The organism is Robertkochia solimangrovi (assembly GCF_007279655.1).
Classification (GTDB): domain Bacteria; phylum Bacteroidota; class Bacteroidia; order Flavobacteriales; family Flavobacteriaceae; genus Robertkochia; species Robertkochia solimangrovi.
Window position 1 is genome coordinate 328,285 of sequence record NZ_QKWN01000006.1, and the last position, 13,817, is coordinate 342,101.

The window sequence follows — 13,817 nt, forward strand, 5'->3', positions numbered from 1 at the left end:
TCTTAATCTTTGGTAATTCTAAACCAGTCCACATCTGCATATCCACCTCGTTTTTCTCCTTTATCGCTCATCGAGAAGAGTCCGACCTTAGCGCCAATCCATTTACCGGGTTGAGCGATAAATGCTTCACCGATATCCTTGAAACGTTTTCCGTTTTCACTATAACTGAATGTGCAAATCGCTTCTCCGTTCTTCTCCTTCACGTTTACACGGAAATAAACCTCATTACTTTTGAGAGGTTCAGTTGCGATCACCTTTTCCTCCTCATTCCTTGATGCTTTCTTAGCGACGGTCTGTTTTACAAAATACCCGGACTCATCAAGTGCGATCGTCAGTGTTGCATAGTCAAGTCCAAGCACTATAAGTCCGGCATTTTTCCCTTGTGTTGACTCATGTGGCATTAAACGGATTTTAGTGGTTGCTACAAAATCTGGTGCAGGAAACTTCTGGGATACTACATTTGGAACCATCCAAAGATTATTAGCTTCCTCCGGATATTCCATAGCGAACAATCGGAGATGATCAGTGTTCCGTAATTGAGCACTCCAGGTTATGGAAGGGTTTGCATTCCATTGCCATTGCAGCCCCAGTTCATCGGTGTTGAATTCATCCGTCTCCACCGGAGTTACCACCGGGTACGTACTTCCTACTTCCGGCTTACGATAGTTCATGACCGGTTCCCCGATTCCGTTCTTATCTTTATCTTCACCCATCACCGGCCAGTCATTTTTCCACATTACTGGCTGTAGGTGTACAATCCTACCATAGGCTTCAACATCCTGAAAATGATAGAACCAGGACTCGCCTTTCGGTGTATCGACCCAGGCTCCCTGATGGGGTCCGTTTATCGAACTCTTGCCTTGCTCCAAGACCACCTTTTCTTCATAAGGACCATAAATATCCTTCGATCTCAATACCAGTTGCCATCCGGTGGCTACGCCTCCGGCGGGAGCAAATATGTAATAATATCCGTTCCTTTTATAAAATTTGGCTCCTTCAACCGTCGGGTGTTCATCATGTCCGTCAAACACATGTTTTCCACGATCAAGGACTTCCGTTCCTTCGGGATTCATTTTTCTTACGGTTAACAGACTGTTTACGCCAGCTCGGCTCCCAGCCCAGGCATGAACCAGATAGGCATCCCCGTTGTCATCCCATAAGGGACAAGCGTCTATGATTCCTTTCCCGGGTAATACAAGTACCGGTTCATCCCATTCTCCAAAAGGATCTTTGGTCTTCACCATATAGACCCCAAAATCCGGGTCTCCCCAATAGATATAAACCTCATCATTATGAAATCGGATACTGGGAGCCCAGACACCGTTACCATGCTGTGGGATATTAAAATGTTCTTCCGGAACCTGTACCGGCAACGCATGATTGATCAGTTTCCAGTTAACCATGTCTTTGGAATGGAGTATTGGTAACCCCGGTGTTGCGTTAAAACTGGAAGCAGTCATAAAGTAGTCATCTCCGACCCGTACAACATCCGGATCAGAATAATCAGTATAAAGAATTGGATTTATATAGGTTCCATCGCCCTGATCTGCAACCCAAACTTCAGAAACATAGGTAGTCGGATCCTGGGCATGCAACATCAATACTCCGGAAAGCGCTATAAGACTTAAGAACTTTTTCATGGATATACTTCTCTTCAGATTCTTAATAGGCTTTTCCATTGATAGTGGTATTTGTAAAATTGACCGGCTCCGAATTTTCTACAGACAGTGGGGTTTGTACACCATCGATCGTCACATTGGTAAAGTAAACATCCTTAACCGGTAATTCTTCCCGTCCTTTGATCAGTATTCCGTACTTTCCTCCCTTAACAACCTTTACATTACTCAAATGAATATTTCGAATGGTCGGAAGAAAATCGCCTTCCTGATTACCATGAATATCATAGTAAGTATTAATGCGTAAGACAGCTTCCTTTACTTCACCAACATAGATATTATCTACGAAGACATTTTCAACAAATCCTCCCCGAAGTGTATTCGTTTTGATACGGATTGCTCGATCGAGATTCGGACTATCCATTTTACAATCTCTTACAAAAACATTTCGAACACCGGCGGAGATCTCACTCCCCATAACCACACCACCGTGACCGTCTTTCATTTCACAATTTTCTACCACGATATTCTCACTGGGCATATTCACTCTTCTCCCATCATTATTCCTCCCTGATTTTATAGCAATACAATCATCTCCTGTATCAAAAAGACAGTTTTTGATGTGAACATTGCTGGAATATTCCGGATCACAACCATCATTGTTTGGACCATGGCTTTTTACAGTAACTCCATCGACTGTTATATTAGCCGATTTGAGCGGATGTATCACCCAGAAAGGAGCATTGGTAATGGTAATTCCCTGGATCAATATATTTTCACATTCGAAAGGTTCAACAAAAGTTGGCCTTAAATAATACCCTTCTCCGAATATTCTTTCCGATACCGGTGCCTGTTGTTCATTTAATCTTCTTAGTCGGGGTAAATTGAGTGAATCCCCTTGTTTTGGCATACCTTCCTGGTATCCATAGGTATCCTTACCACACCATGGCCACCAATTATCAGTTCCTCCCTGACCATTGAGTGTTCCCTTTCCGGTGATAGCAATATTCTTTTGCTTATAGGCATAGATCAACGGAGAGTAATTCATCAGTTCCACACCTTCATAGGAGGTATGTACCAAAGGTAGATACGCCTGTTTATCTTTGGTGAAGCGAATTTCGGCTCCTTCTTCCAGGTGTAAGTTAACATTGCTAAGCAGGTGTACAGGGCCCGTCAGATAGACTCCTTTCGGAACCAGAACCCTTCCCCCTCCGGCAACATTACAAGCCTTGATCGCTTCTTTAAATGCATCGGTGTTCAGCGTAATGGTATCTCCTTTTGCGCCATAATCATCAACCGAAAAGTTCTTATCCGGAAATTGAGGAACCACAATAGATTTAATCAGTGCATCTGCTTGGTCTATCCCCTGTACCTCAACGGTTTCGGCTTCCTGTTTGCACGAGGTCAAAAAGGCTATTCCCAACCCGACAAGCAGTAAGTTAAAATTCATTTTCATCATATTCTAGTTTATAGTGGTTAATTTAAATCGTTTAATTCCGGAATCCAGTTATCTTCACCTTTCAACACTTCTTCCTTGCTGAATCCGGCAGCCTGTTCTTTGGTAAGCTCTTTTGCCCAGGGAACTCTTTGTCCGTTCGCACCCGGTCCTTTTGAGTCATATTCACCATAGTATACGGTAGACTCCGCATTGGGTTTATTCCAGTTATGCCAGCCTTCTGGTTTTATATGTGCATCCATGAAACAAGATATCCATACAGTTTTAGCATGATCACGCCAGGGTCTGCCGAGGTAAAAGGTACCTTGTCCGGCATCTGAAATGAGACGGCAATCTTTGAATACGAATCCAAAAGACGAATGTTCATCAGTTGAAGCGGCAGTGACATAACCTCCATTCTTACAGACGATGTCACAATTTTCAAAATATCCGGTTGACCAACCAAAGATAAAATCTACGGTTCCTTCAATATAGCAATTACGATAATACTGACGACTTTGTTTCCCATGTAGATACAAGGTATCCTGAAAACCTAGAAACCGACAATTATCAAAGATCACTTTATCTCCGTCTACTCTGACTGCTACTGCCTGCCCTACCGGACCTGCGCTGTTCTCAAAGGTCAGATCACGGGCATGGAATCCATCCCCAAAAACAAAGAAGGATGTAGAACCGGTGGTACCAACCTCCTCTCCGAAGGCGTTGAGTTTCTGTGCATAATCATCATAAGTGATCACAGTATTTTCCCGGCTTTCTCCTATAAAGGTTACATTTGTTTTCGAAGCCGGAAGAACAAGTTTTTCCTTGTATATCCCATCTCTTATATAAATAACCGTACGGGACCTTCTGAAATCAGGTACTGCATCAATGGCTTCCTGAACGGTTTTGAAATCACCCATTCCGGTAGGATCGACTGTGAAATCAAATTTTCTAACCAATAAATCAGCATAGTGTTCGGCAAAGGTATATTCACTTTTGTGCGCTTTGACATAAGCATCCTTTACTTTTGGGTCTGAACCGAGTTCATTTTCAAAATTGTCAGGAATCCCATCGTTATCAGTATCTGTTTCTACAGAATCCTTCTTTAAATCAGGCCATCCACCAACGTCCGTCTGTGAATCGATTATACCCTCTTTAAAATCGGAATCTCCATTTCGGACATTTCGTACGATACGCGCATCAACGGCATCTCTGAATAGACTTGCTCCGGCATATTTCAATACTTGAATATAGGCGGCTGATGCACCTTGCAAGTTCAAATTATCAACTGCCACCGGAACTTTACGTCTATGCTGCGCTGGAATATTTCCTTGAATACCTCCATTCCAATTATCTTTTGAAACCTCTTCAGATCCGACAACGAAATTCCCATCAATATAAAATTCTCCATAAGGTTCATAGGGTTCAAGTATGCGAGCTTTTTTGGAATCGGGTGTTGCAGGTCCGGGTTTAAAGTAATTATTGATGATATTGTAATGACCTTTTTCCCCGCCGTAGATACTATTTTCCTGCCAGTTATAGATCACATTGTTGCTAAGATCTACAAATTCACGCTCCGAATTCTTTGTAGTGGCAGAACCGCTTAAACGCGGATTTCTGCTATTGTTACTCGCGATCAGATTATGATGAAAAGTCGCTCTTATACCACCCCAAATACCACCATATCCATGATCTCCTTTATGGTGTACCGATGAATTCAAGGCTTCCGAAATGATGCACCATTGCATGGTGAAATCTTTATTGTGATAAAAAGAAGCATTTTCGTCTACTGCCCAGCTAATGGAACAGTGATCGATGATCACATTGGTCAGGTCCCTGCCACCAAATGCATCTCCTTCGACCTTATTGAGATCTCCCATCCTAAAGCGTAAATATCTTATAATGATATTATCTGACTTGATTGTTACAGGATAACCTTTAATAGTAATCCCCTCCCCGGGGGCAGTTTGGCCGAGAATAGTAAGATCTCCGTTATTTATATCTATACGTGATTCAAGATTTATAGTTCCTGAAACAGCAAATAGGATGGTTCTTTTTCCATGTCTGACAATTCCTTTTCGAAGACTTCCTTCCCCGCTATCGTTCAGATTTGTCACTACATAAACTTCTCCGTCACGTCCACCGGTAGCAAACTGACCAAAACCTTCAGCTCCCGGAAACGCAGGAACCTGAGCTTCCCCATTAAAGTTTGTCAGAAGATTCAGGAGAATAAAAGTAAGTACCGATATCGATTGGAATATTTTGATCATTCTTATTTTTGTTTTTCTATGAGCTCATTGACGAGACTATTGATATAAACCTCAATGTTATCATACACGTTACTCAGATCCTTCCCGTTTGGATTATTTGCAGCAACTTCAAGTTTCATTTCTTCCTTCCAGTCATCAGGCATCCCGTCTCCGGAAGAATCGATCGGAGCCGCTTCACTTTCCAGCACAGGCCATCCACCAACATCGGAAGGCGTATCGATGATTCCATTTGTTCCACCATTTGAACCTTCGAAGGTGTAAGTGCCCTGGGCCACCTCTTCGGCGATCCTTGCGTCCACAGCATCTCTTTTAAAGGAAGCACCACTGTAGTCCAATACCTTTTGATAGGCATCCGCTGCACTATGGGTAACGACGTTATCTTCAATATCATGTGGCAGACTCATACGGATCGCATTCTTCTCAGCATCGGTTACCGTACCATATTTGCTATTGAAATGTTTAAAGACTCCATAGGTCCAGTTGTCTTCAGTAGCCAGTGCACTCCCTGCCATATAATTTCCATCGATATAATATTTCCCCCATATATTATAGATGGGAGTAGATTCATCAAGGTTCTTATCGATAGCGACAATACGGTCGACCTTAGTTGTTGCAGGCCCGGGTTTATAATAACAATTCACAATATTGACATTCATGCCTTCTCCTCCATAACAGCTATTCCCCTGCCAATTATAGATCACATTATTTCTGAGATCCACAAGGTCTGTCAAAGCCATAATATCTCCACCGGCTTCACCCAGCCGTGGATTTCGGCTGTCATGATGAGCCAGTAAATTATGATGAAAGGAAGCCTTCGTTCCTCCCCAAATTCCACCGTAACCATGGCTGCCTTTTTCGTGAACAGAATTTTTAAGGCTTTCTGTGATAAAACTCCATTGTAAGGTTGTATTCTCATTCGCATAAAAGGTGGCGGTCTCATCGGTACTCCAACTCATCGAACAATGGTCTATGATGAGATTCTTATGGAATCGAGATTCCAATGCATCGGCCTGTTGTGCTGCAGCATCACCCATTCGAAACCTCATAAATCTGATGATCACATTATCAGCGTTGATGACAACCGGATAATCTTTGATACAGATACCGTCACCCGGAGCGGTTTGTCCGGCAATGGTCAGATCACCGTTATTGATCGCTACTCTGGATTTCAATGCGATCGTACCGGATACTTTAAAGAGTATATATCGCGGTCCGCTTTCATTAATGGCAGCCCGAAAACTTCCTTCACCACTGTCATTGAGATTGGTAACAAAAAGAACCTTACCACCCCTTCCTCCAGTGGTTTGCATTCCAAAACCTTCCGCACCCGGAAATGCCTTTAGTACATCCTCTTTTTGGGTAGGAGTCTCGGATACAACTTCCTCTTCATCCTTGATATTCGAATGGCCTCCCGGTTTAATGTTTGTACCGTCATCGGCACTGCATCCGATCATGGATACCAGTAAAAGCAATGCAGCACAAATAAGTCCTGAAAAAATATTTTTTAACATATGATTCGTTTATATAACCAAAAAGTTAATACGTCATAATCAACAAAGGTTATGAAATGAACGTATTAACTTTTTGGCGGTTAACTGGAGCGTATGAATACGCAACTTTATCTTAAAGTTTCACTCTCCATCTTGGATCTCCTGTGTCGTATTTACCGGAGAAACCATTATCCTGAATATTAAAATCATTATTGGCCGGATCTACCCAAAGATCGTCTTGAGTACCCGAATAATTTGCAACAGGGAAACCAGGTATCTCACTTCCTGAATTAAACGAGAAGTTGGCTGTACTGTATATATTGCTCAAAGAGATCGGTGTATTTCCCAGTCCTTGTCCGATACCTTGTATTCCATAACTTTCCGAATCTGACTGGTCCCAGGAATGTCCGAATATCGAATTGCTGATCGTAATACCGCTTATCACATTATCATTACCATCTCCACCGCGATACCTGAATAATCTTCCACCTGTATTGATGAAGTTGGCGAAAGTACAGCTCTCGATCACCAGGGTCTGAGAATTGTTTCTTGACTGAATTCCGGTATCGATCTTATTGAAGGTACTATTCTCGAAAATAATATTATTAAATCTGGCCGTTTGGGTTTCACCCGCACCTGCCGGATCGGTATCAGCTGTAGCTAATCCATATCCACCGATACTATCGACAACACTGTTCATTATTTTGTAATTATCGATCTCAACGGTACCCCGAATACGCATGATTCCTCTGAAAGTACCGATCTGACAATTGTCGAACAATAGTTCTCTTACATATACATCACTGGTATTAGGGTTGAAGACATAATCTCCCGAATAATCGGCACCACGAATTTCCAGATCTACAAAATGTATGTGATCAATATTGGATCCACCTGCGATATTCCAGTTACCGGTCGTATATAATCGAGCTTTCTTCTCACCAAAACCATAAGCGGCTCTGATGGTGATCGACTTATCGAGGGCATCTTCAGGAAGGTCATAGCTTACTCCCCTTTTTACAAGAATGATCGCTCCATCCGGCGCCATGGCAACCGCATTGGCAACAGCTTCAGGGCTTTCATCTTCACGAAGATCGATGACATTCGGATCGGTTGGATCGACATCAGCAAGTTTTGTGGTATAATTCACCCATCCTCTGAGATCTTCACCACTATAGATAGCGATCTGATATTCGGTTTCCGGTGATAAACCATAAACGAATCCTTCTCCTGCCAAGTTTTCCTCCTCACTAACCGGAGTCTCATCAAACAAGGGTTCCTCCAGTCTAAGGTCTGTTGCAGCAAATACTTTGATTCCGGTCACCGCAGCACCAGCAACTTCCCAGGTAACTCTGGCGGCGATATCGGTAACATCATAGACCGCCGGTATATTCAGAATCGTCGGGAAACGCTGTGTTCTAACATTCCCGAGTTCTGAAACCTTACTGTCATATTGCGGATCTTCCGCATGTGCTGTGGCCTGAACCTGGTATAATGTATTCCAGAACAGCTCTTCGCCTACCAGATCTTTATTGATCTCTACGTAGTTTGTATCGATCTCAATGGTGTAATCAACGGTTTGAAAAGTATCCCTGCTAACTTCAAGGGTATAGCCAACCGCTGATTTTAATTTACCCATATTCACTATAATAGTGTTACCCACCGAATACAGATCCTCGTTAAGTACGGGTCTGAAAAGTCTGGTTTGTTCATAGGTCTGATCATCATCGTTGTTACAGGCATATAACAGTAACATGGAGATGCCGACAAAGAAAAGCGACCTCAGATTAAATATGCTTTTATTTTTACTCATGATTTTCCTTTTTTAATACGCTTAATTAAATCCGTAACCATCATTCTTCAACATTCCCTGACTACTCTCCACCGCCACATTCGGGATGGGGAAGATATATCGGGCAACTCCGGGAGCCGGACCGTCATAATAATTTTCCCAATCTCTGGTGATCCACTCATCATACGTATTCGTATCGTCATGAAGATCAAGTAGGAAAGGTACTTGATTCCAGGTTTCATCTGGCGGAGCAGCCACTTTATAATCCGGGTTCAGTACCATAAAATCTCCATTTTCGTCAAGCTTCCAATACATATAATCAGGCAGGTCTCCGACTCCGGCATAGGCATCATCGGCCAATTTCTTCAGGTCTTCAACGGTCTGCTGAACCTTCTCTGAATAAATACCCCAGCGAATAAGTTCATATTTTCGAATCATCTCTCCTCCGAATTCCCAGGCACGCTCATCTACGATTGCCTCGAAGAATGAATCTTTGGAACCTGAGATCCCAGCGACATATCCATCTACCATTTCTGCCCAATCCGCTTCATCAAAAGCTCTTTGACGCACTCGCTTTAAAGCATCCTGAGCAAGTGCTGTTGGGCCGTTCAATTCATTTTCTGCTTCTGCGAACATTAGTAATACATCGGCAAAGCGCATCATCGGCCAGTTAATCCCTGTACTTTTTGCGGTGGATGCTCCGGGAGGTGTTTCCAGAAAAGCACGACTCCATTTTCCTTGAGAAATATTCATAGGTCCTTCAACAAAGGTTTGTTCAAATGAAGTATTAATTTTGTAGAGTCCGCAGGTAACATCTCGTCGCTTATCATTAGAGTCGAATGACAGGTAATAGGTAACGGGCATAGCCATATAATTTCCACCGGACCCATAGTCGTGAGACGCAGTAGGACCACCATCGACGGCGATACCTATATTCCATCCTACATCGCCACTGTTAAGCGAGAACGGTACTTCGAAAAGTATTTCACTGTTAACCGGACTCTGAAAGGTCGCATTGTTCAGGAATATTTGTCTGAAATCAGTAGGAAGCGGTCTGTCTTTAAGTTCTATAAGTTTCTGTGCATATTCTTTAGCTATAGCATAATACTGTTGATAATCGCTGCTTCTGTTCATGGTCAGGTCTGGCTTCAAATAATATCCACCACGTTGCAGTGAAAGGCGGGCAATCATACCAAGTGTATATTCACGATTCACCTGTTCGATACCATAACGTACCTCATCTGCCCATTTCATCTGGCTTTCGATTTCGATAAGTGCATCGATCTCAGCAGAAAGTATCTCATTTCTATCCGCCTTCGGAAGAAGGAATTCCCCTCCGGCTACAGGGGCCTGCGTAACATAAGGTACATCTCCGAAATAGAAGATAAGCATGGAATACCAATAAGCTCGTAACGTATAAGCCTCTCCCAACAAATGATACATCGTATTCTGAACGGTCACATCAGAGGATTGTAAAGCACTACTCGCCAGAATTCCTTCGATGGAAATGTTTGCATCCCTGATCGCCTGATAAGCGTAGGTCCAAACGATGTTAAGATCTCGGTTAGAATCGAGTGCTTCCAGATTCCAGATCTGATAACGATCTCCGTTACTGGTCCATCCGGACTGGTGTTCTATATCGGTGTTTCCTGTCATATTATTCGACAATCTGGAACGGAATGCATCCTGATTGAAATAGGAATAAATTGCATTCACACCTTTTCTGGCGTCATCGACGTTAGAATAGATATATTGATTATCGAAAGTAGACAATGAATCGGGCTCCAGAAAATCCTTGTCGCAGGAGCCCAACATAAATGCGGCGGCTAATACGGCCAGGTTCTTTAATTTCATATCTCTAAATATTGTTTTCATCCTTAATTAGAAAGTTAAGTTAAGACCAAATGTGTACGAGCGGCTTCTCGGATAGGAGGAATAATCCACCCCCGGAGTCAGACCATTATTGGTAGAGTTCACTTCAGGATCATAACCTGAATAATTCGACCATAATTTCAAGTTTCTACCTGTAGCATAGATCCTGAACTGTGACAGGCCGATCTTTGAGATCAGTTCGGTTGGAAGATTATACCCTAAGGTAAGGTTGTTCAACCTTAGATAAGAACCATCTTCGATAGCCCAGGAGTGTACCACTGCCCCGGCGATTCCATGACTCGCATGAGACCAGATCTTCTTATCCTGATTCATTTCGGCCAATTGATTCAGATCGGTTACGATCTCACCGGGAGTACCGGTATAGTCTCCATTCACATCGATATAGGTGAATCGGTTATCTGAGTTCATGGTGTTCAGCATGTTCCCATAAGTAACCCTTCTGAACTGGTTGAACTGAATTTTTCCGGTATTATACACATCGTTTCCAACCTGATAATTAAAGAAGATCGAAAAATCAAACCCTTTCCAACGAGCGTCGAATCCGAAACCTCCCTGAAAATCAGGCAGGGCATTTCCGATCACCTGACGGTCGTCGGCATTGATCACACCATCATCATTAAGGTCTTTCAGTTTTAGGAAACCGGGACGTACATCCAGGTTACCGACAACTGCTCCTGATGAAGGCACATCACTCTTAAGGATATATTCATCAGCAGCTTCATCATAACTCTCGAAATCATCCGTGGTATACATACCATCCGTTACATAACCGTAAATATCTCCAACTTCACCACCTACTCTTAGATAGTAGTCATTGATATTATTTAAATCTGTACTGGCCCAGTTAGAACGCATAAATCGTTCATTGGTTCCATCCAGAGATTCGATCTTAAATTTGTTGGCGCCGATGTTAAAATTCGCTGATAATGAAAATTCAGAATTATCAACGATGTATGCATTCGCACCGAATTCAATACCTTTATTTGAAGTAGATCCGATATTTCCCCATTGCGTATCAAAACCGGTATTGCTTGGAATAGCAGATTCTAACAGCAGGTCTCTGGTCTCATTCTTATACACATCAAGACTTCCGTTAAAACGGTTATTGAACAAAGTGAAATCAAGTCCGATGTTATTCGTCACTGTTGTTTCCCATTTCAGGTCCGGATTATAAAGTACATTACTACTTGGTGTATAATAAACATTATCTACATTTCCGAATCCTGGTCCACGATTGGTTGTTGCACTGAACAGGAATTGAGTCGCAGTTGCATCGATTCGGTCATTTCCGGTTTCCCCGTAAGTGATACGAAGTTTTAACTGGTCGATCCAGGTAGATTCTTTAAGGAATGGTTCCTCATCGATTTTCCAGGCAAAAGCCAGTGCCGGAAAGACTCCTAACCGGTTCTCTTTTGCAAAACGACTGGATTCATCAGCACGCATTGTAAAGGTAAAAATATACTTGTTGAACAATTGAAGGTCTGTTCTACCAAATACCGATTGACGGTTCGCATCCGTATCCTCCGATGTAAACATTCTATCCACACGTCCAAAGGCCATGTTCGCGAATAATTCTTCAGGAGTGATCGAGAGACGGAAGTCCTCTGCACGAATAAAGGTACGATCGCCTCCGCTGGAATAGATCTCCTGACCTAATAAGAGATCAAGTCTAATATCATCTCCCCAATCTTTCTTATAATTGATAGTATTCAACCATCGGTATGAGAAACTTTCGCGATTATCCTTTTGACCTAAAGGCATGCTACCTCCGTTATTAAAAGATTCTCCGGTCAACGGACCATAGAATCTGAGGTCTTCTCTAAATTTCTTCTCAGTAGTGAATGTCGTCTTAAAATCGAGTCCTTTAATGATACTCCAGGTCAATCCTGCATTTAACACATAAGCATGTTCTGTTCTTTTTCTCCAGTCCTGTTTTACCAATTCGGTTGGATCTACCAGACTGAGCAGAAAGGATTGATAATCATCGTCATTATTAGGTTGTGTGAGGTCGATATCGAGTTCATCTGCGATACCATTCACCGGACGAGCCTGAACTGCATCCTTAATTTTGAGCTGAGAATTGGTCGAAGTACCCGCACCATCCACAACGGTTTTGGTGATCCTTGCACCAACATCAAGCTTTAAAGGATCAGCGATCTTCTGATCTAATTTGAAGTTGATCGCAGTACGTGTATAATTAGATCCTATTAATAATCCTTCATCATCATTATGAGACACACTCAGTCGCATTTTGGTAACTTCTGTACCTCCACTCACGGCAAGATTGTGGAATTGAGATAAGCGACTCTGACCGAAAAGTTCATCCTGCCAGTCAGTTGGTGCCTTTTGTTTATATAGTTCAAGGTCATCATACTTACCGAAATACTTTTCGAAATTACGAGTGGCAGACTCTCCCTGCAATTTTGCATATTCATAGTTCGCCATTACGTACTCATAAGGAGAGAGCACTTCATACCGGCGATCTTCCGGTAAGGTATTGAATTGAAAGAAATTGTTATACGTTACAGAAACCCTTCCTGCCACCGGACTCTTGGTCGTAATCACGATTACCCCGTTCGCGGCCTGGGCTCCATATACGGCTGTTGCCGCAGCATCTTTAAGCACATCGATACTCTGAATATCGGATGGCGGTATATCATTGATACTGCTCACGATAAATCCGTCGACTACATATAAAGGTGCATTATCCTGGGTGATCGATCCACCGCCACGAACACGGATTCTGATATCCGCTCCCGGCTCTCCGTCGGAGGTAGTTACGTTTACCCCTGGAAGTCTACCACTTAAAGCTTCAGCAGCACTGGCAACAGGAATTTTATTGAGTTCTTTGCTTGACATACTCGCAACAGAACCTGTCATATCAGATTTTTTGACCTTACCATATCCGTAATCGATCAGCACGACTTCATCCAGCTGATTTACATCACCAACAAGAGTGATATTGAAAGTAGTTTGGTCTTTCACTTGCACTTCCTGAGGCACATAACCTATATAGGAAAAGATCAGAACAGCATCACTATCGGTAACCGTCAGTGTAAAGTTACCATCGAAATCGGTTGCCGTACCGTTATTGGTTCCTTTTTCCACAACGGCAACCCCAGGTAAGGGTCCGCCGATATCACCAGCCATAACCTGACCACTGACCTGAATATTCTGGGCACGGGCAAATCCCATGGAAACAAAAAGCAGTCCCAAAAATACCAGGAATCTGGTCATTCTTTCGCCTAAACGAAAGGGAATCGGCATCACAAGAACGCAAAGCCGATTCCTAAAAGAATAGTTGTTTGTCATAAAACAAAG

Annotated in this window: 7 protein-coding genes; all 7 read right to left on the minus strand. The window is 42.7% G+C overall.

Annotated features, from left to right (window positions below; genetic code table 11):
- Positions 1–2 precede the first annotated feature (2 nt).
- Positions 3–1,679 (minus strand): glycoside hydrolase family 43 protein, encoded by a 1,677-nt coding sequence (locus tag DMZ48_RS09745; protein ID WP_242009171.1) that lies wholly within the window; start codon positions 1,677–1,679, stop codon positions 3–5.
- Entirely contained in the window at positions 1,663–3,072 is a 1,410-nt protein-coding gene (locus DMZ48_RS09750; RefSeq protein ID WP_143955050.1) for a glycoside hydrolase family 28 protein, read from the minus strand. Before DMZ48_RS09750 ends, DMZ48_RS09745 begins: the two co-directional genes overlap by 17 nt.
- A 20-nt stretch (positions 3,073–3,092) precedes the next feature.
- Complete coding sequence (locus tag DMZ48_RS09755) at positions 3,093–5,321, minus strand: pectinesterase family protein (RefSeq protein WP_143954946.1); 2,229 nt, start codon at positions 5,319–5,321, stop codon at positions 3,093–3,095.
- Positions 5,322–5,323: 2 nt separating this feature from the next.
- The gene (locus tag DMZ48_RS09760; RefSeq protein WP_143954947.1) at positions 5,324–6,832 is read right to left on the minus strand and encodes a pectate lyase family protein; all 1,509 of its coding nucleotides are present in this window, start codon (positions 6,830–6,832) and stop codon (positions 5,324–5,326) included.
- A gap of 112 nt (positions 6,833–6,944) precedes the next feature.
- Positions 6,945–8,624: a DUF5123 domain-containing protein gene (locus tag DMZ48_RS09765; protein ID WP_143954948.1), complete on the minus strand. Its 1,680-nt coding sequence runs from the start codon at positions 8,622–8,624 to the stop codon at positions 6,945–6,947.
- Positions 8,625–8,645: 21 nt separating this feature from the next.
- Complete coding sequence (locus tag DMZ48_RS09770) at positions 8,646–10,478, minus strand: RagB/SusD family nutrient uptake outer membrane protein (RefSeq protein ID WP_242009173.1); 1,833 nt, start codon at positions 10,476–10,478, stop codon at positions 8,646–8,648.
- A gap of 6 nt (positions 10,479–10,484) precedes the next feature.
- Positions 10,485–13,808: a SusC/RagA family TonB-linked outer membrane protein gene (locus tag DMZ48_RS09775; RefSeq protein ID WP_242009174.1), complete on the minus strand. Its 3,324-nt coding sequence runs from the start codon at positions 13,806–13,808 to the stop codon at positions 10,485–10,487.
- Positions 13,809–13,817 lie beyond the last annotated feature (9 nt).

What these genes read in the sequence shown, in the direction of transcription:
- DMZ48_RS09745 (WP_242009171.1), bottom strand. Translation starts at nt 1,679, where the DNA reads ATGGAAAAGCCTATTAAGAATCTGAAGAGAAGTATATCCATGAAAAAG.
- DMZ48_RS09750 (WP_143955050.1), bottom strand. Translation starts at nt 3,072, where the DNA reads ATGAAAATGAATTTTAACTTACTGCTTGTCGGGTTGGGAATAGCCTTT.
- DMZ48_RS09755 (WP_143954946.1), bottom strand. Translation starts at nt 5,321, where the DNA reads ATGATCAAAATATTCCAATCGATATCGGTACTTACTTTTATTCTCCTG.
- DMZ48_RS09760 (WP_143954947.1), bottom strand. Translation starts at nt 6,832, where the DNA reads ATGTTAAAAAATATTTTTTCAGGACTTATTTGTGCTGCATTGCTTTTA.
- DMZ48_RS09765 (WP_143954948.1), bottom strand. Translation starts at nt 8,624, where the DNA reads ATGAGTAAAAATAAAAGCATATTTAATCTGAGGTCGCTTTTCTTTGTC.
- DMZ48_RS09770 (WP_242009173.1), bottom strand. Translation starts at nt 10,478, where the DNA reads ATGAAAACAATATTTAGAGATATGAAATTAAAGAACCTGGCCGTATTA.
- DMZ48_RS09775 (WP_242009174.1), bottom strand. Translation starts at nt 13,808, where the DNA reads ATGACAAACAACTATTCTTTTAGGAATCGGCTTTGCGTTCTTGTGATG.